The organism is Enterococcus sp. AZ067 (assembly GCF_051715005.1).
Classification (GTDB): domain Bacteria; phylum Bacillota; class Bacilli; order Lactobacillales; family Enterococcaceae; genus Enterococcus_D; species Enterococcus_D casseliflavus.
In genome coordinates this window covers 2,572,691-2,590,781 of record NZ_JBIOSY010000001.1, presented here as the reverse complement: position 1 = coordinate 2,590,781, position 18,091 = coordinate 2,572,691, and the positions used below count along the sequence as shown (strand labels likewise).

Annotated in this window: 25 protein-coding genes and 1 pseudogene; 17 read left to right on the top strand and 9 right to left on the bottom strand. The window is 40.0% G+C overall.

Annotation, left to right across the window (positions count from 1 at the left end; all coding sequences use genetic code 11):
- Nucleotides 1–17: 17 nt before the first annotated feature.
- The 3 genes and pseudogenes from fosX to IGI82_RS12240 all read right to left on the bottom strand — a co-directional run bounded on the left by fosX (nucleotide 18) and on the right by IGI82_RS12240 (nucleotide 1,220).
- A complete protein-coding gene (gene fosX, locus IGI82_RS12250) occupies nucleotides 18–428 on the bottom strand; it encodes a FosX/FosE/FosI family fosfomycin resistance hydrolase (RefSeq protein WP_144809619.1) in 411 nt (136 codons plus the stop codon).
- 70 nt (nucleotides 429–498) lie between these two features.
- Nucleotides 499–750: a hypothetical protein gene (locus IGI82_RS12245; protein WP_428220757.1), complete on the bottom strand. Its 252-nt coding sequence runs from the start codon at nucleotides 748–750 to the stop codon at nucleotides 499–501.
- 151 nt (nucleotides 751–901) lie between these two features.
- Nucleotides 902–1,220, bottom strand: a pseudogene (locus tag IGI82_RS12240) (MazG nucleotide pyrophosphohydrolase domain-containing protein).
- Nucleotides 1,221–1,429: 209 nt separating this feature from the next.
- Here IGI82_RS12240 and IGI82_RS12235 point away from each other — a divergent pair.
- The 4 genes from IGI82_RS12235 (at nucleotide 1,430) to IGI82_RS12220 (ending at nucleotide 3,631) form a co-directional block, all read left to right on the top strand.
- On the top strand, nucleotides 1,430–1,825 hold the full coding sequence (locus tag IGI82_RS12235) for a hypothetical protein (RefSeq protein ID WP_438842288.1): 396 nt from the start codon (nucleotides 1,430–1,432) through the stop codon (nucleotides 1,823–1,825).
- 323 nt (nucleotides 1,826–2,148) lie between these two features.
- Entirely contained in the window at nucleotides 2,149–2,484 is a 336-nt protein-coding gene (locus IGI82_RS12230) for a DUF3139 domain-containing protein (protein WP_144809624.1), read from the top strand.
- A 2-nt stretch (nucleotides 2,485–2,486) separates the two neighbouring features.
- Nucleotides 2,487–2,678, top strand: a complete 192-nt coding sequence (locus tag IGI82_RS12225; protein ID WP_144809626.1) for a hypothetical protein — start codon at nucleotides 2,487–2,489, stop codon at nucleotides 2,676–2,678.
- Nucleotides 2,679–2,869: 191 nt separating this feature from the next.
- Nucleotides 2,870–3,631 (top strand): ssDNA-binding protein, encoded by a 762-nt coding sequence (locus IGI82_RS12220; protein ID WP_438842287.1) that lies wholly within the window; start codon nucleotides 2,870–2,872, stop codon nucleotides 3,629–3,631.
- A gap of 28 nt (nucleotides 3,632–3,659) precedes the next feature.
- On the opposite strand, the gene IGI82_RS12215 is transcribed toward IGI82_RS12220, so the two are convergent.
- Nucleotides 3,660–4,313, bottom strand: coding sequence for a hypothetical protein (locus tag IGI82_RS12215; protein WP_144809628.1), 654 nt, complete (start codon nucleotides 4,311–4,313; stop codon nucleotides 3,660–3,662).
- Between the two features lie 57 nt (nucleotides 4,314–4,370).
- On the opposite strand from IGI82_RS12215, the gene IGI82_RS12210 reads away from it, so the two are divergent.
- Together IGI82_RS12210 and IGI82_RS12205 are read left to right on the top strand one after the other, a co-directional pair.
- On the top strand, nucleotides 4,371–5,309 hold the full coding sequence (locus IGI82_RS12210) for a ribonuclease H-like domain-containing protein (RefSeq protein WP_438842609.1): 939 nt from the start codon (nucleotides 4,371–4,373) through the stop codon (nucleotides 5,307–5,309).
- Between the two features lie 217 nt (nucleotides 5,310–5,526).
- Entirely contained in the window at nucleotides 5,527–6,240 is a 714-nt protein-coding gene (locus tag IGI82_RS12205) for a DUF3800 domain-containing protein (protein WP_438842286.1), read from the top strand.
- A gap of 195 nt (nucleotides 6,241–6,435) precedes the next feature.
- On the opposite strand, the gene IGI82_RS12200 is transcribed toward IGI82_RS12205, so the two are convergent.
- The 4 genes from IGI82_RS12200 to IGI82_RS12185 all read right to left on the bottom strand — a co-directional run bounded on the left by IGI82_RS12200 (nucleotide 6,436) and on the right by IGI82_RS12185 (nucleotide 9,057).
- A complete protein-coding gene (locus IGI82_RS12200) occupies nucleotides 6,436–6,636 on the bottom strand; it encodes a hypothetical protein (RefSeq protein ID WP_144809633.1) in 201 nt (66 codons plus the stop codon).
- 595 nt (nucleotides 6,637–7,231) lie between these two features.
- Nucleotides 7,232–7,585: a hypothetical protein gene (locus IGI82_RS12195; RefSeq protein WP_438842285.1), complete on the bottom strand. Its 354-nt coding sequence runs from the start codon at nucleotides 7,583–7,585 to the stop codon at nucleotides 7,232–7,234.
- A gap of 225 nt (nucleotides 7,586–7,810) precedes the next feature.
- Nucleotides 7,811–7,960: a 50S ribosomal protein L33 gene (rpmG, locus tag IGI82_RS12190; protein WP_005229384.1), complete on the bottom strand. Its 150-nt coding sequence runs from the start codon at nucleotides 7,958–7,960 to the stop codon at nucleotides 7,811–7,813.
- A 137-nt stretch (nucleotides 7,961–8,097) separates the two neighbouring features.
- Nucleotides 8,098–9,057 (bottom strand): ABC transporter substrate-binding protein, encoded by a 960-nt coding sequence (locus IGI82_RS12185; RefSeq protein WP_087627762.1) that lies wholly within the window; start codon nucleotides 9,055–9,057, stop codon nucleotides 8,098–8,100.
- Nucleotides 9,058–9,259: 202 nt separating this feature from the next.
- On the opposite strand from IGI82_RS12185, the gene IGI82_RS12180 reads away from it, so the two are divergent.
- From IGI82_RS12180 to IGI82_RS12140, 9 genes are all read left to right on the top strand, one after another.
- On the top strand, nucleotides 9,260–10,051 hold the full coding sequence (locus IGI82_RS12180) for an ABC transporter ATP-binding protein (protein ID WP_015510060.1): 792 nt from the start codon (nucleotides 9,260–9,262) through the stop codon (nucleotides 10,049–10,051).
- On the top strand, nucleotides 10,048–11,028 hold the full coding sequence (locus tag IGI82_RS12175) for a FecCD family ABC transporter permease (RefSeq protein WP_074933082.1): 981 nt from the start codon (nucleotides 10,048–10,050) through the stop codon (nucleotides 11,026–11,028). Before IGI82_RS12180 ends, IGI82_RS12175 begins: the two co-directional genes overlap by 4 nt.
- Entirely contained in the window at nucleotides 11,028–12,005 is a 978-nt protein-coding gene (locus IGI82_RS12170) for a FecCD family ABC transporter permease (protein ID WP_087627760.1), read from the top strand. Before IGI82_RS12175 ends, IGI82_RS12170 begins: the two co-directional genes overlap by 1 nt.
- A gap of 90 nt (nucleotides 12,006–12,095) precedes the next feature.
- Nucleotides 12,096–12,635 carry a 5-formyltetrahydrofolate cyclo-ligase gene (locus IGI82_RS12165; RefSeq protein ID WP_010749307.1) on the top strand — a complete coding sequence of 180 codons (540 nt, stop codon included), beginning with the start codon at nucleotides 12,096–12,098 and terminating at the stop codon, nucleotides 12,633–12,635.
- Between the two features lie 12 nt (nucleotides 12,636–12,647).
- Nucleotides 12,648–13,316 (top strand): rhomboid family intramembrane serine protease, encoded by a 669-nt coding sequence (locus tag IGI82_RS12160; RefSeq protein ID WP_005229393.1) that lies wholly within the window; start codon nucleotides 12,648–12,650, stop codon nucleotides 13,314–13,316.
- Nucleotides 13,317–13,346: 30 nt separating this feature from the next.
- A complete protein-coding gene (locus IGI82_RS12155) occupies nucleotides 13,347–13,556 on the top strand; it encodes a YqgQ family protein (protein WP_005229394.1) in 210 nt (69 codons plus the stop codon).
- Nucleotides 13,556–14,527, top strand: coding sequence for an ROK family glucokinase (locus IGI82_RS12150; RefSeq protein ID WP_005229395.1), 972 nt, complete (start codon nucleotides 13,556–13,558; stop codon nucleotides 14,525–14,527). The genes IGI82_RS12155 and IGI82_RS12150 overlap by 1 nt, the downstream gene beginning before the upstream one ends.
- 83 nt (nucleotides 14,528–14,610) lie before the next feature.
- Nucleotides 14,611–15,012 carry a rhodanese-like domain-containing protein gene (locus IGI82_RS12145; protein WP_005229396.1) on the top strand — a complete coding sequence of 134 codons (402 nt, stop codon included), beginning with the start codon at nucleotides 14,611–14,613 and terminating at the stop codon, nucleotides 15,010–15,012.
- A 148-nt stretch (nucleotides 15,013–15,160) separates the two neighbouring features.
- A complete protein-coding gene (locus IGI82_RS12140) occupies nucleotides 15,161–15,517 on the top strand; it encodes a DUF488 domain-containing protein (RefSeq protein ID WP_375819383.1) in 357 nt (118 codons plus the stop codon).
- Between the two features lie 56 nt (nucleotides 15,518–15,573).
- On the opposite strand, the gene IGI82_RS12135 is transcribed toward IGI82_RS12140, so the two are convergent.
- A complete protein-coding gene (locus tag IGI82_RS12135; protein ID WP_017144401.1) occupies nucleotides 15,574–15,741 on the bottom strand; it encodes a DUF3042 family protein in 168 nt (55 codons plus the stop codon).
- Nucleotides 15,742–15,891: 150 nt separating this feature from the next.
- Between IGI82_RS12135 and IGI82_RS12130 the strand changes: the two genes are divergently transcribed.
- Nucleotides 15,892–17,049: a galactokinase gene (locus IGI82_RS12130; protein ID WP_438842284.1), complete on the top strand. Its 1,158-nt coding sequence runs from the start codon at nucleotides 15,892–15,894 to the stop codon at nucleotides 17,047–17,049.
- Between the two features lie 41 nt (nucleotides 17,050–17,090).
- Nucleotides 17,091–18,089, top strand: a complete 999-nt coding sequence (gene galE, locus IGI82_RS12125) for a UDP-glucose 4-epimerase GalE (protein ID WP_005229400.1) — start codon at nucleotides 17,091–17,093, stop codon at nucleotides 18,087–18,089.
- Nucleotides 18,090–18,091: the final 2 nt, after the last annotated feature.

The window sequence follows — 18,091 nt, the reverse complement described above, 5'->3', positions numbered from 1 at the left end:
GTTGCTAGCAATGAAGATCACCTCGTTTCTGTCAGACGGTAATGGTGCAATCGTTCAGCCAACGTACCAGTATGCAATTCAAATAAATGGTTGTCATCGTCATAAAAATAAATAGAAGCACCTTCGCCTTTGCTGCGGGAACGATCTTTTTCGATCTTCAATCCTAGTCCTTGGATGCGCGTAATCAAGGAATCGATTTGAGCTTGATCGATTTTAAAGGCAATATGGTTATACGTTTTTGGCAGCTTCTGGGAGGCATCCTCCATAACGGCAAGCCATAAGCCATCGATCAAAAAAAATTTTTCTGGGAAGTAAGAATGGGCCTGATCTTGACTATCATAAACTTCCTCTGCATCAAACAATGTTTCCAGCATCGTTGTTGTCTTTGCTAAATTCTGTACGATCAACGTGATATGGGAAATCTCCATCGCATCAACACTCCTTTGTTATGACGAAATAGGGGAAAGAGAAACAATCAGTATCAAAAGAAGCATTATGTTAGTGATTGTGAAATACCAAGAGGAAGAGCAGAACATAAAACAGTGCATCTGTTGCGCAAGGAATAAGTTTCTTCGTGTATTTTGTCCAAAAGAAGACATTTATTAATAAGAGGACAATCACCGTCGGTAGGCTAAAGGTCCAAGCAGGGTGTTTGATGAAAATGAAAAGCATATTTCCAATAAGAGCAAAAAGAAAAGCGCCATAAAACAGACGATAGTTACTAGGTAGATACGTAAAATTGCCAAGCATGGGTTCACCTCCTATAGGCAGTATAGCATGAAAGGGTCGGATGATACTCAAAGTATATTGAAAGGGCAGCTGGTTATATCAATTGTATCCATACTGAAATTTTCCATCTCGCTTCTCCTCTGGGAGTCACTCCGTATAGGGTGTGGTCGCTTTATTTGGCCGACAAAAATTCCTTCAAATTAATCTGGTTACCATATCTTTTCGAAGCTTCTTTATCTTTTTCTAATATTACGGAGGTTAAATCAATGTTAGCAACACTAGCAATAGCAATTGTGTAATGTAAAAACATCAGCAAGCTCTTTCTCAAGAGATGTATCCACTCCGTTTTTTCTTCCATTTGCTTGATTGAGGGCCTCAGCTACTTCTCCAATTTCTTCGACGAGTTTCATGAATAAACTTTCAGGTGTTCCTTTATCATTGTATTTATTTGACAGGTAATCTTGAATATCTTTGATTGATAAACTTTCCATTAAGCTCCTCCTCATTGAAATGAAGTTTTTTATTATCATTTATTAAAATCTTAGAAGTAGTATATTACTAGACAAAGTTTATAGCAACAGCTAATTGTAGTGGAAGAATTCGAAAAAAACATTGAAGAACAGATTTGGATCAAATACCAGTAAAATAGATCTGAAATTTTAGAGTATGTAGGTTTTAACCTCGTATAGGAGTGAATAAAATGAATGCAATTCAAAGCGGGGGCTATAAAAATAAGATGTCTTTGATTTTTGAGTTGTGCTTTTATCGCTATTGCAACGTGGTTTACTTTACTTATGAGAGAAACTATCCAGTGGAAGAAGTTTTGTTAGGTAAAGATTCTATTTATAACTTATTGACAGTTAATACAATTTTTACAGGGTTCTTGTATAGTACGCTTGGTAATATGGTTGAGTTTTCTGCCAGAGAAGATATTCAAGAATTAGACGCAGCTGGTTACATAGACTCTTGTTTTAGTCCTATGTACTTTGGTTTATTTTTCTTTCTTATTTCAATCTTTATAGAATTGCTTCTAGTGTTTTTTGATATAAAATGGCAATTGAATTTTTTTAATTATTTGCATCAGGCAGTTTATTAGGTTTATTTTTCTTTGCTAGAAGTACTTTGAAAATGCGTAAGAAAATTTGATTATTTTTTATTGATAAAGTGTCGAATCTATGTAGATGATGTAGAAATGACACAACTACTGTCAATATTGATAAAATCATATCTAAAAAGCCCTACCCTTAATTGGATAGGGCTTTTTTGCGTTTTTTTTACATGATGAAGGGGCAACTTACAGTTTACACTATAGGTGCTACTAGGATGTAAACAATATGTTGCTATTGTTTTTGAGGGAGATATGCGATAGTTATTGTATAAATAAATTAAATTGGCACATTATGAATAGAGGTGATATTTATGAAAAAAATACTGTTATTTTTATTGGCCATTTTGGTTATGGGATCTTGTGTGACTTATGCATACCAGATTCCGTATAAAAAATATGTTGCTGAAAAAGAATTATATCGATTACTTGAAAATGAACATGGCTTAAAGCCAGACGAAATCCATATTATTCAGGTAATTAAAGATATAAAAAGTGTGCGGGGAGGTGTAGATATTAGATTTACCATAAGAAATAGTCCTGTGACGTATAGCTATGATTATTCGGTTACAAAAAAGAATTGGATTCGTGGATATGTAGAAAGAGGCTATTACCATAGTACTGACCAAATATTTTTAGAAGAGGAATGATTATGAAAAAAATCATTTGGATTTTGGGCTTTATCGGAATTCTTACTGTCGTAGTATTTAATGGTGAAAAAGTAATCGCAGATGAGATGAAAGACTTTTTGAGTAAATATGCCTTGACCGGAGAAGACCTAGATAAGTTTGAGGAAAACGAGTTAAGACAGAACCAACAGCGATCATCAAAAATTTTGATTTAGAGACGTTACGAGATCAATATGAACAGTACCGAGAATTAGGAATTTTCGACGAAGAAGTAACGTTTGAGATATATGTCCAATTAGCTACCACGTCTCCACCGACAGATACGGTTGCACCAGAATTCCGAAGTGTCGCTGGAAACCCACAGGCGGGTGATATTTTAATTACGAACGGAACCTCTCTAGGAGGATTGACTGGCCATGGAGGAATTTTTTTAGGTACATTAGGTAATGGCGGGATTTTATCTATCCAAGGTCCGGGATATAAACCGGAAGTAATTGGGATTTTTGAATGGATGAGACGCTACAGCGGAACAAATAGGTGGACTAAGTTGTATCATCCGACCTCACAATACCGACCAACAGATGCGGCTCGATGGGCTAAGAATAACTATGAATTCAAAAACTATAGTTACGGAATCAATATGAAGATCTTTGAAAAGGATCCTACGTATTGTTCAAAAATTGTCTGGCAGGCATATTGGTACTCATCCGCGGCTGCTCAAGTGGGCGGAATGTATCAACCTTTGATCGCATCACCATATGAAGCTGCAAAGACAGACAAGCTGAAAGGAATTAAGTTTGATCGTTTAAAGACAACTCTACGTGATGGTGACGAAGAAATGGATATCGAAGAACGTCCGGAGCTTGAAAATGCGATGTTTATAAATGTTTCTTCCAAAACTAAGCCACAAGTAGTCAAGCGTGAAGATGGCATACTTGTAAAAACAGATAGCGCTGATGATGTCTATTCCGGAGTATATGCTATTGCTTCAATCAATTTCTATGCCTATAGCACGGCAGGGAATAAAGGAGTGACAGCAGGTCTAAATAACATTTTGACGACGTGTAAAGGAGACTTCCTTGGTGGGCGTGCAAATGCAGAATCAGACTTTGGTGATCTTGATTGGGATGACGAAGACGATAGTAACGATGATGACATGTTTGCATAAAAGTGAATAGGGGGCTTTTCAGCCCCCTTTACGAAAGGTATGTCTTTCTAAGGTATTTCATGGTTCTTATTAATTCAAATGCGATTTGCAACATTAAGGCCGAGAGCACTTCATCTGTAGAAAAATAATCTTTGGATCCATCAGAATAATTTACTTCCGCATCATAGTAATCATTTGTGGAGAGTGTATGGAGGAACTCATCTAGTTCTTTATCAAAGTGGGCTCCTCCTAGTTTATTGGCAACAAAAGTAACAAAATTTTTTCTCGAGTAGGTTTTATTATCAAGTGAGATAACAGGCGAATTCCACCAGATATCAAAAGTAGTCCATTCATATTTTTGTAAATTGGTGGCTTGATCTAAGATAGGTTTCATCTTTACTAATTTTGAAGCTTGATCTACCTTTGGCACAATCAAACCGAACAAATTAGCTGTTGGATAAACTGGGGAACTTGGATTCTGTTTAAGTGTTAAAGCCCAATAGTATTTATTTTTAACACCAAGTTGGGTTAGAAGACTTGTCGAGTGACTAGTATCATGGACGAGAGATCTTATTGTAGTCGCGAGTTGACGAGCTATAAATGTATGACCTTCCTCAATAGATGTACTTAAATGTTCTAATGACTTTAACGAGGTATCAAAATTAGTTATATTTTCGTTTCTTGTCACAGTGTGGGTCGGCATGGTACTCCTCCTTTAAAGTGTTTGAATTAATTATACCAAAGAAAGCGGTGAAGCGTTATCAAAACTCTGAATATTGATATTGAAACATACTCAGATGAAGATCTGACAAAAGTAGGCGTATACAGGTTTGCGGAGAGTCCAAACTTTGAGGTTTTGTTATTTGCATACTCAATAGATGACAGCGATGTCGAATGTGAGGATTTAACGATTAGTGAAATTCCCAGACACGTATTACAGGCTTTGACAGATAAAACTGTGCTCAAGATTGCCTTTAACGCGCAGTTCGAACGGATTTGCTTGTCGAAACATTTAGGAATTCCGTATTATTTGGATCCCAAGCAATGGCGTTGCACAATGGTGCATGCAAATGAGTTAGGACTACCAGCTTCGCTGGGACAGTGTGCAAAATATTTAAATATTAAGCAGAAAAAAGATACTCGTGGAACACAATTAATTAATTATTTCTCGAAACCTTGCAAACCGACTAAGGCGAATGGGATGCGGACGAGAAACCTTCCGGAGCATGATCCTGAAAAATGGCAAACATTTATCGATTATTGTGTCCAAGACGTTGTTGTAGAAATGGCGATAGCTGATAAACTGAATCAATTTCCTGTAAAGGAGAGTGAATGGGAGTTATATGCCCTTGACCAGAATATCAATGATCGAGGGACTGAAATTGATTGTGAGCTTGCCGTAGCAGCAGTTGAGATTATGGAAGATTTAACTGCTGAAAATATGGACGAATTGAAACGGATAACAGATCTAGATAATCTTAACAGCTTGAAACAACTTAAAGGATGGCTGGAAGCACAAGGAGCCCCTTTTGAGACACTTGGCAAAGATTTAGTGCTTCAGGCAGTAAATAGTGGGGATTTACCTGAAAACGTTACTCGTGTGAGTAGGGGGATTTTTTTGTCTCATTTAGTACTTCGATATAAATATTATGATAGTATTTTAGCATTTCTTGCGCACGTAATGAATCAGGATTTTTGACCTTAACTGACAGACTAAAAAACTTGTGTTTGAGTAACACTTTGTTTCTTGATTTTTTCACATAACCGTTTTGGTTTTTGTACATATTATCACTCCTCTGATAACATATACGCAGATAAATTTGGTACAAACTAGAATTCATCGAAGCAAAGCGTTAACAAGCCTTTAGGCATCGTGTATAATTAAATTTGGAAGTGCTAAAATTGGAGGTTTGCTCATGGAAGGGTTAGATGTTTCAATATATATTGATGATTCAGGTCAACTACATACGAATTACAAATCTGATTACTTTGTATATGGTGGATTTTGGTGTGAAACGAATAAAACGAACAATATAGCAGGAACATATTCAAGAAACATGAAACACATCTACAGAACAAAAGGCGAAATCAAAACGGATAGTATGTCTAACAAACATAAACGAAGAATACTTAGAAAAATTTTAAGAAATCATTATGGAGAAGTACATCCCATTTTTGTTGCAACATATATTCCTTTTGTAACAATTGATTTCTCAAATAAAGAGTCAGTTCAACTGCATAAAAACTATATTCTAAGAAGATTGATTGAAGATGTAATATCTGAAATTGCTGAATCTGGTAAAAAACTTGAACATTTGAATGTATACATAGATAATCAATCACAAACACAAGTAGCTAACCGAGATAATTTAGAAAAATATATTAAGAATTACTTTTCGGGAAATGGAAAATATTTGTTGAAGTCATTTACGACTACTGATGCTAATATAAGCGTTTCATTCTTGGAGTCAAAGAAATATAAACCTATGCAATTGGCTGACTTCTTTGCAAATACAAAATACTGTCGATATCAACACTCTTGTTTAGATGCTAAGGATATATACGAAGAATGCTCTATTGAACCGACTTGCAGGAAACATCCGAGATATTTTACTCTAAATATTGACTGATCGTTGAATTGATGGTATTCTTATGGTACAAGTTATTACTTGATAAACGGAGGATGAGCTATTCATAGTCAGTGCTAGGCACCTCTAATCTGTTGGCACCCTTTATGGGTGTTTTTTTCTTTTTAAGGAACATAATATACGTCGGAAAGTTAATTGTTTAAATTACTATTGGAGTTAACAGAAAAGAAAAACCTCTTACTCAGATTCGAGTAGGAGGACTTTTTTGCGTTCTGCGATCAATTGTTCTAATTCTGCCAATTCCTCAAGAGATGCGTTTTTGATGTAACCCTTAGCTCCAGATCGATTGCGGACATGCTTCATTTGTTCCTTGTTTTTTTCTTGCCATTTTCTCGATGCTTTAAGTTGGGCATCAGAAGTTTTCTTTCCAATCAACACTCGCACTCCTTCCTAAAAAAGTTGAATAAGTTTCATTACGATAGAGATGGCGATTAAAAGCACAAGTATCACCAAGGCGGAATTTAGAATTTTCCTTCTTTTCATATTCTTCGACATTAGATTCATTCCTTTCATTATGATATAATCAAAGGGAAGGGAGGGCTTTCGCCCTATCCCTAGTCGTTGAGAAGCTTGATTAGCAGTTCGAGTAACTTTTCAATTATGGCTAGTATCGCTAGTACTAAGCCAATTTTGATTGTTAGTTGCTCTTGCTTTTCAAGCTTTTCTTTTTCCCTTCGTTGTTTCCTCAATAATTTCAACTCCTTTCTATACTTTTATTATATATCGGATATATATAAATGTCAATGTTTTTTATTCAAAATAACGGAAAAAGTAGCCCAAAAATGACTACTTTAATTTGAGTTGTAAGGTGTTATATAGTAGAGAAAATTATGCTTACCTAAAACAAGATTGACGTAGAAGCGTACACAATCTTCCCCGAAAATTGATTCTTGAGATTCTGAGATAGAGTCTGGGAATTCAATCAAGAAAGTATTTCGATCAACATAGGCTTGCTCATATTGAGTAATAAGATTCATACCTCAAACCACTTCTGCTCAACGTAAAACGCTACGTTGTGGATCTCGTCATAGTGCACAAGAGTATCGTCTAAGTATATGCCTATATCATCATAGCCTTTTAGTATGCCTACCACATCCGGCTGAAACATATCATCGACAGTATAGTTGAGCTGTATAGCGAGCTTCTTACTTTTTGTGAATGCAATTTGCAAGAATTCATTTATTTCTTTTTCTGTCATTTCTGGCTTAGCAGGACAGGTGTATTTAAGTTCTTTTTCAATGCGTGCAATATCTGCAGTATGCTCGGATAAAAAAAATCCTACCCATTTGAGCTTTTTTCGGTCTACATAAGGTTTTATCATTGCCATGATTATCACTCCTCCTTACCCAAATAATAAGAACGTTTGTTCTCTTTGTAAAGCGAACAAGTTTATAAATTAATCATCAACATAATTAGCTGTTAGAATACATTAGGGTAGAGTAGAAGAAAAGTCCGTTCGTTGTGGGTCGATATGTGGGTCAAATTGTATTGATTCAAAAAAGAAGTTCGCAAACGCCTTGGTTATCAGCGTTTGCGAACTTCTTAAATAGCATTATTTTGTTTCGCGGTGTAAAGTAACTTTTCTTTCGCGTGGGCAATATTTTTTCTTTTCCAAACGATCAGGATTGTTACGTTTGTTTTTGTTTGATAAGTAGTTGCGTTCTTTACAAGAAGTGCACTCTAATGTGATGTTTACGCGCATGATTTTCCCCCCTAACGATACAAGAATCCTCTAAGAAATCTCTCAGACTAAAATATAATAGCATGTTTCGTGAGGGAATGCTAGCTTTTTCCTGAAATTTGTTAAGTAGTTTTACTTGACGAATTTCTTGAAACGCATTAGTCCAATTTGCTCTGGATATCTTCGATCATTTTGGTATAGGCGATCGGACCGTTGTAGAGCCAGCTTGATTCAGGGCCGAATTCCCATAAATGATTGTTTTTGACTGCATCAAGATTTTGCCAGACTTGTTCACTGAAAAAATCAGCGCCTTTATCACTATTTACTAAAATCAAGTAATCGGCATCCAATTCTGCTAATTTTTCCAGAGAAACGGCAGACCAATCAGCAGTGGCACTTTCACTGATTTCCGAAACCAGTGAGGGAACTTTAAAACCGAGTTCGTGATACAGCAGCTGACCGCTTGATTTTGTTTCTGAAACCATGAAGACAGAGTTATTGACCACCCATAAAACAGCGATCGACTTGCCTTGGATTTGATCAGCGTACGTTTCCTTGGTAGCAGCGACTAAGTCATCATAATCAGCTTCTACTTGGGCAGCTTGCTCTTCTTTGTGTAACACCTTTGCAATATCTGTCAGACGTTCCCGCCAAGTCACGTCCTCGCCATTTGTGACCACATAGGTCGGCGCGATTTTACTGTATTGATCATATTTGTCACCTTCCACCATGGAATTGCTATCCATCAGTAGCAGGTCTGGCTCAAAGCTCAAGACATCTTCAAAGGGCAGATCGTAGTTGATCCTTGGAACCTCCGCCAGTTTGTCTTGCAAGTATGCTTGATCACTGTCATTGCCGACGGTCCATTGAGCAACCGGTGTTACCTCTAAAGCGACCAAATAATCTTCCAAATAACTACCAATCACCCGCTGTGGGTTTTCGGGAACAGTGACTTCATTTCCCATAGCATCGGTAAAGGTTGTTGCTATTTCTGAAGAAGTAGTGGCTGATCCACTGCTATCCGTTGAGTCATTATTCGTGCTGCAAGCACCCAGTAGGGTAAGGGAGCAGGCAGCTAGCAGGGTAAGCCAAGTACTTCTTTTTGACCATTGTTTCATAGAAACACTTCCTCCTTTGTTACATGTTGAGCACTTATTATTTTAATTGAGAATAGTTCTCATTTGCTGATAGCTATTATCACGAAGAAACGCTCCTTTGTCAATCTTATTTTTTTATTTCCTTTTTTTAGAACTATTGACGAATAGTAGGATTACATTCATAATTGATAAGCATTATCAATCATTTATTTTGGGGACGAATATGGCGAAATTACGAACAGTTGACTTGAGTGTCGGCTATCAAAAACAAAAAATTGTGCAAAATCTAACAATTGAGATGCCAGAAGGGAAAATCATCGGCTTGATTGGTCCGAACGGCAGTGGGAAATCGACGTTTTTAAAGGCACTTGCCCGAATTTTACAGCCATTGTCTGGTGAGGTCCTCTTAGATGCACAAAACCTGCAAAACATCAAAACCAAAGAAGTAGCGAAAAAGATTGCGCTGCTCTCACAAGTTAGCGATTCATCGATTGGCTTGACGATTCGCGAAATTGTTTCTTATGGTCGTTTTCCCTATCAAAAAGGACTAAATAGTTTATCGGAACAAGATCTTGCGGCGATCGACTGGTCCTTGCAGGCAACGGGTTTGACAGCACTAGCAGATGAAACGATCAGCACGCTGTCAGGGGGACAAAAACAGCGCGTTTGGATCGCCATGGCACTTGCGCAAGATACGGATATCGTGATTTTAGATGAACCAACGACCTTTTTAGATCCAGCACATCAATTAGAAATTTTGCTCTTATTACAGCAAATCAATAAAACCTACGGAAAAACGATCATTATGTCGATTCATGACCTGAATCATGCCTCACGTTTTTCTGATTATATTTATGCATTAAAAGGTGGAGAACTGTTGGTCTCTGGTACACCAGAAACAGTGCTGACCAAAGAGTGGCTGCAGCGTTTGTTTGAGATCGACGCCATGTTAGGAACCTTTCCTAATAGCACAAAGCCATTGGTCTTGACCTATGAGTTAGGAGCCCAAGCATGAAAAAGTTTTCTTGGTTGCTGCTGCTTTTTAGCGGCTGCTTTATTATCTGTTTCTTTTTGGCGATCACCCAAGGCGCTGCAGACCTTTCCTTTGAAACGATCTGGCATGCTATCTTTGCTTTTGATTATGAGAATCAGCTGCATCAAGTCTTGCGCAATATTCGATTGCCCCGTGTGTTGGCTGCTTTTCTAGTAGGAAGTTGTTTTGCTGTTACGGGAGCTATCATGCAGGGAATTACGAAAAACGCTCTGGCAGATGGCGGTCTTTTAGGTGTCAACAGTGGGGCTGCGATGGGATTAGCGATCGCATTTATCCTATTTCCTAGTATTCAACCGAGTCAAGCGGCGCTATTTTCGTTTTTGGGTGCCTTTGTGGCAACTGCGCTGCTTTTTTTATTGACTCGCTATGCCAAATTGGGTATGTCACCTACAGGTTTGATTTTGGCTGGTGTGGCACTAAGTTCTTTTTTCTCAGCCATCAGTCAGACCCTGTCACTGCAATTTGATTTAAATCAAGAGCTAGCCTTTTGGTTTATCGGTGGTGCCGCAAATGTGACTTGGCAGCAACTGCGTTTTGTGGGCCCCATCTATCTGATTGCCATCGCTTTTGTGCTACGTCTAGGAAAAGCGTTGAATCTGTTAGCGCTAGGAGATGACACCGTCATTTCATTAGGCAAGCACCCGCATCTGATTCGGGCATCTGCCTTACTGTTAGTCGTAGTTTTGGCGGGAATGGCGGTTTCGCTTGTTGGACCGGTCAGTTTTGTCGGCTTAATGGTTCCTCATGTCGTGCGGGGAATGGTGGGCAAAAACTATCAACTGATTTTGCCTTTGACGATTCTTGGAGGAGGAACACTGGTGATGGCCGCTGATCTGGCTGGCCGCCTGATCAATCCGCCCTTTGAGACACCCTTTGGGATACTGATGGCATTGATTGGTGTGCCTTTTCTATTGATCAAGATACGGAGGGAAGGCTGATGAAAAAAACACTCTCTGTTTTTTTCCTACTGCTGATGGTCGCTTTTTTAGGAAGTGTCATGGTGGGAAAAACAATTTTATCCTTTCAGGCATTAGGGGCAATCTTTCAAGGAACGGCATCTTCGAGTCAAGTACTGACTTTTACTGAGTTTCGACTACCACGGGCTTGTCTAGCGCTGATCGCTGGTGGTGCCTTTGGTTTTTCTGGGTTTGTCTTGCAAGGAGTGACGAGAAATGAGTTGGCTGATGCAAGTATCGTAGGAATCAACAATGGGGCAGGGCTCTTTGTGATGATCTACTTGGGTTTTTATACCCAAGGATCGCAGCTTTTGCCTGTCGTTGGGATCATCGGTGGTTTATTAGCTGCTGTACTGGTCTATTTGATTGCCTATAAGCACCGCCAATTGTTATCGATGGAGCGAGTACTGCTGGCGGGAATCGCCGTCAATGCAGGGCTGGCGGCGGCTACCTTACTCTTTACGGTGGAATTATCAAAAGACCGCTATCGCTTTGTAACAGCGTGGCTTTCTGGTTCGATTTGGGGAACTTCTTGGCAGCAAATCACCAGTCTGCTTCCTTGGGTCATCGTATTGTCTGCCGCAGCTTTCTGGACCGTACCAAGGCTTAACTTACTTGGCTTTGGCGAGGAGCAGGCAATTAGCTTAGGGGTTTCTTTGACCCGTTTGCGGACGTGGTTTTTAGTGATCGCGGTTGGTTTAGCTGCCAGTACGGTTGGCTATACTGGTAATTTAGCCTTTGTGGGCTTATTGGCGCCTCATATCGCTAAGGGACTCATCGGCAGAGAATCTCGCAGTGCCTTTTTCTTAGCGGGAATGATCGGCAGTCTGCTAGTCTTAGTCAGTGATACGATCGGTCGTTTGCTATTGACAAGCGGCGAGATCCCAGCTGGTATCATCATTTCTATCGTAGGGGCACCGTACTTTGTCTTTTTGCTGATCCGACGTAAAGAAGGATGAGCAACTAGTCATGATCTTGTCAAGAAAACTGCGATTCTAGTTTGCTATTTGGACACAGTTTTTGGTACTATTTCTGAGAGGAGTGATCCAATGGAAAAACCAGTCATTAGAGAGCACATGATCCAAACATTAAAACAAATGCCAATCAAACAAAAGCAGCAGAAAGAAACGCTGATTTTGCAGTTGCTGTTTTCTTCTCAAATTTGGCAAACAGCTGAGTCAGTAGGTGTGATCCGTTCGTTGCCATTTGAATTTGATACAGCGGCTATTTTTGCTAAAGGATTTGAACAAAACAAACGAATCGCAGTGCCGAAAGCACAACAGAAAAAATTGCAGTTTTATCATGTGGAGCCGACAACACGTTATGAAGCGTCGGCATTTGGAGTTGAAGAGCCGATCAGTGAGCAAGAAGCCCATCACTTGGATTTGCTGATTGTTCCCGGTTTGGCGTTTTCTAAAAACGGCTATCGCATCGGCTTTGGCGGTGGCTATTATGATCGTTTCTTGTCAGCTTTCGATGGCAAGACCGTTTCTTTGGTCTTCGGAGAGCAATTCAACGATCAATGGACACCAGATGTATTCGACATCCCAATCGATAAAATCTATACGGATTCTCTTATTCGCACGTAAAGGAGCACGTCAATGAATTCTCAAATGAAAAGATGGCTGAATCAGCCGGTCTTCACGTATCTGTTTTTAGCTATCCAAACAATTGTGTTTATCTTAGGTTATTTTAGTCCCTCTATTCAATCAGGCGGGGTGATGTTTGGTCCGTTTGTCGTTTATTTAAATGAATATTGGCGTTTCGTTACCCCGATCTTTCTACATTTCGGTTTGGCTCATTTTGCGATCAATTCTGTGATTCTGTATTATATGGGGCAGCAAGTAGAAGCCATCTATGGTCATAGCCGTTTTTTTGCCTTGTATTTGCTAAGCGGCATCATGGGCAATACCATGAGTTTTGCCTTCAACCAAATAGGGGTTCAATCAGCAGGCGCTAGTACTTCTTTATTCGGACTTTTCGGGGCATTTTTGATTTTAGGTTGGCATTTTAGAAATGATTACCGCATCCAAGCAATGGTACGGCAATTTGCCCTATTCGTTGGATTGAACCTGGTTTTTGGGGTGTTTGATCAAACGATCGATATGTGGGGACACATTGGGGGGATCCTCGGTGGGTTATTGTTAGGGAATCTTTTGGCATTGCCAAAGAACTATGGAAAATATTCGATCCACACCAGAATCCTCTCTGGCGTACTCTTTGTTTTCTTATTGGCTATTTTTGTGATATATGGTTTTAAAAAATATTAATTACTTGTATAATAAGCAGGAAGTGGTTAAATGGAAACGTTATATGACGTACAACAATTACTGAAACAATTTGGTGTTTACGTATATGTCGGCAAGCGGATCTACGATATAGAACTGATGCAAATCGAGCTGAAAAACTTTTATGACAGTCGCTTGATAGATCGGGATGTATATCTGACTGCCCGGCGAATTCTTACGCGGGAGCATCGAATTGAAGAAAGCCGGGAGGAAAACAAGTGATGGACAAAAAAATCATCGGAATTGATTTAGGCGGAACAACGGTGAAATTCGCTATTTTAACGAGCGAAGGCGAGATTCAGCAAAAATGGAGTATTGACACCAATATTCTTGATGAAGGCTCACATATTGTGCCAGAAATCGTGGCATCGATCAATCATCGCCTAGAATTATATGGCTTACAGCCAGAAGCATTTATCGGTATTGGTATGGGGACACCAGGAAGTGTCGATCGTGACAAAGGAACCGTTATCGGTGCCTACAATCTGAACTGGAAAACACTTCAGCCAGTCAAAGAACTGATTGAAAAAGGCACAAAAATCCCCTTTGCCATCGATAACGATGCCAATGTAGCAGCTTTAGGTGAGCGCTGGAAAGGGGCAGGAGATAACAATCCTGATGTCATCTTTATCACACTAGGTACAGGTGTTGGCGGCGGTATCATCATGGAAGGGCAATTGCTTCATGGGGTTGCTGGTTGTGCTGGAGAAATCGGTCATATCACTGTTGATCCTGAAGGGTTTGAATGTACTTGCGGCAAACGTGGTTGTTTAGAAACGGTTTCTAGTGCGACGGGTGTTGTGCGAGTTGCTCGACAGTTGGCAGAAGAATATGCTGGCGATTCGGCATTGAAACAGCAGCTGGACAATGGGGAAGATGTTTCAAGTAAAGATATTTTTGAAGCGGCTCAAGCAAACGATCCATTTGGCTTGATGGTCGTTGATAAAGTGTGCTTCTACCTTGGGTTGGCATGCGGAAACTTAGGAAACACATTAAATCCATCGAGTATCGTTTTAGGTGGAGGCGTATCAGCAGCCGGTGAATTTTTACGTGAACGGGTTGCTGCCTACTTTGCTCAGTTTACCTTCCCACAGGTAACGGAAAGTACCGAAATCAAATTGGCAGAACTTGGGAATGATGCCGGTGTGATCGGGGCAGCATCATTAGCTTTGCAATTTGCAGCAAAAGCTTAGATGCCAAGCTGCTAGGCAATGATACATTCAAGCAGCATAAATCAAAAAAAGAATGATTGTTACAATAGAGAGGAATAGAAGAAATGACACCAATTATGTGGCTAAACTTGGTTTTGGGATTAATCATCTTAGCAATCGCTTTGAACTGGGCGTATTTTCAAATCATGGGACGCCGTTCAGCAACGATCATCTCAGAAGATGAATTCAAAGCAGGAATGAAGAAAGCCCAAGTGATCGATGTTCGGGAAAAAAATGAGTTTGACAGTGGACATATTTTAGGGGCGCGTAATATTCCCTTTACTGTTTTAACCAATTCCTTCAGCGCATTTCGTAAAGATCAACCGATCTACTTATATGACACGCGTAAATCGTTGAGTATTCGCGCAGCGAATAAATTACGTAAAGAAGGCTTTACCAATGTCTATATCCTAAAAGAAGGATATGAAGGCTGGAGCGGCAAGACGAAAAAGAAAAATAGTTTATAAAACAGAGAACTCAAGGCAAAAGAACACAAGCAAATTTGAATGAGTGACGAAACACCAAACGGAGTGTTTCAAGTAAGTCATTGTTCAATTTACATTGTGGGCTTTTGCCTTTATTTGAACTTAGGTCTATCAATAAGGAGAGTGTGCGTTGATCAAGCGAAAAAGAATTTATGAAGCGGCGGAAACGATAGATGGCTATCGGGTATTGGTGGATCGCATCTGGCCTAGAGGGATGAAAAAGGAAACAGCTCAGATCGATCTATGGCTCAAAGCAGTCGCACCAAGTACTGAATTGCGCAAATGGTTTGGGCATGATCCTGAACGTTTTGATGCGTTTAAAGACCGCTATCTACAAGAATTAGAGAAAGCGCCCGCTAAAGATGCCTTGGCACAGTTAAACGCGTTGGTTGCTGAACAAGAGACCGTTACCTTACTATACGGAGCGAAAAATGAAGAACAAAATCAAGCCGTGATTTTGCAGGACTTACTGGAGAAGGAAGAATGATTACCTAAAAGAGCCGCCAGCCTATTGAAGGCTGACGGCTCTTTTGTAGCAAATGATTAACGGGCAACGCTTTTACGCATCGCACGTTTCCGTTTTTCATCATGATCCGCTTGTTGTTCATCAATTGGATCAATCACTTGTTTCTTGACCGTCATAACAACACTTGCAGCTGCAGCAACCGTTGCGACTGTTCCTACTAAAAATCCTGAAAGAAATCGTTTCATCATTAAACACCTCGCCTTTAGTTATAGGTTCATTATGAATGAAAACGGAAAAAATATCAAAAAAAATCACTTTTGGGATTGAAAACGCTTGAAATAATTTAGTAAATATTTTACAATAAGTTTACTAAAAAGAAAGTGGGAGTGAGAGAAATGGAGCAATTGCAACAGATATTTATTGATAAATTTGGAACAGAAGGCACAGGCATGTATTTTGCACCAGGGAGAATCAACTTGATCGGTGAACACACGGATTACAATGGCGGTTATGTTTTCCCGGCGGCGATCACATTAGGGACGTATGCAGTAGCGCGAAAACGTGAAGACCAGTTGATCCAACTCTATTCAGAGAACTTTCCAGGAAAAGGCGTGATCTCCTTTTCGTTAGATGAGCTGGATTACCGAAAAGAAGATGATTGGACAAACTATCCGAAAGGAGTCGTTCGTTTCCTAAAAGAAGCGGGGCAAGTGATCGATCGAGGCTTTGACATCGCTTTTTATGGCAACATTCCGAATGGCGCAGGTCTTTCTTCTTCGGCATCGATTGAATTGCTGACGGGGGTTTGTCTAAAAGATCTCTTTGATTTAACCCTGACGACCTTGGACTTAGTTAAAATTGGCAAAAAAGTCGAAAATGAGTTTATTGGCGTTAACTCAGGGATCATGGATCAATTTGCGATCGGAATGGGTCAAAAAGACCATGCACTGCTTTTAGATACGAACACGTTAAACTATGAAGTCGTACCAGCGGCATTTGGCGATTATGTCGTAGCGATCATGAATACCAATAAGCGACGCGAATTGGCTGATTCTAAATACAATGAACGACGTGCAGAATGTGAAGAAGCATTGGCTCGTTTGCAAAAATCATTAGCCATTGATTCATTGGGCGCATTAGACGAAGCAACCTTTTTTGCAAATACAGCATTGATCGATGATCCACGCTTGATCAAACGGGCGAAACATGCGGTGACGGAAAACCAACGGACATTGAAAGCAAAAGCTGCTTTGACTGCTGGTGATCTTGAAGAATTCGGCCAGTTATTAAATGCCTCCCATGCTTCATTGCGAGATGATTATGAAGTGACAGGGCATGAACTAGATACACTAGTCGCAGCCGCTCAAGCGCACCCTGCTGTTCTAGGTGCGCGGATGACTGGTGCGGGCTTTGGCGGTTGCGGGATCGCATTGGTCAAAGCAAGTGAATGGGCTGATTTCGAAGCGTCAGTCAAAGCAGCCTATTTAGCAGAAATCGGCTACGCAACCGACATTTATCAAGCAAGTATTGATGATGGTGCACGAAAACTGTAGAATAAGAAACGATGAAGGAATGAAGAAAGAAGGCTGAAAATATGGCGATTTTAGTATTAGGAGGAGCCGGCTATATCGGTTCTCATGCAGTCGATCAATTGATCGAACAAGGAAAACAAGTCGTTGTCGTTGACAATTTGCTGACAGGACATCGCCAAGCGATCCATCCAGCAGCAACCTTTTATGAAGGAGATATTCGCGACAAAGCATTTTTACAATCGGTATTTGAAAAAGAAACGATTGATGGCGTGATTCACTTTGCTGCCAGCTCTTTGGTGGGAGAATCTGTGGAAAAACCATTGAAGTATTTCAACAATAATGTGTATGGGATGCAGGTCCTCTTAGAAGTGATGAAGGAACATCAAGTGAAACATATCGTCTTTTCCTCTACAGCAGCAACTTATGGGGAACCTGACCATAGTCCAATCACGGAAGAAACCCCAACAAATCCTAAAAATCCATATGGCGAAAGCAAGTTGATCATGGAAAAAATGATGCGTTGGTGCGATGAAGCTTATGGAATGAAGTATGTCGCATTGCGTTATTTCAATGTGGCTGGCGCAAAGTCGGATGCTTCGATCGGTGAAGACCATGATCCAGAAACACACTTAGTACCGATCATCTTGCAAGCTGCTTTAGGACAACGCAAAGAGGTAGCGATTTTTGGGGAGGATTACGATACTCCAGATGGTACTTGTGTCCGCGATTATGTCCATGTTGAAGATCTGATCGCTGCTCACCTGTTGGCATTAGAATATTTACAAAAAGGCAATGAGAGCAATGTCTTCAATCTAGGCAGCAATCATGGGTACTCTGTGAAAGAAATGGTGGAAGCTGCTCGCAATGTAACGAAAAAAGAGATCCCAGCCAGAGTGGCGCCTCGCCGTGCCGGTGATCCAAGTACCTTAGTGGCATCGAGTGAAAAAGCACGAAAGGTTTTAGGCTGGAAACCAGTCTATACCGATGTCGAAGCAATCATCGAGACTGCTTGGAATTGGCATGTCAGCCATCCAAATGGGTATCAAGGGCAGGAGGAATAACC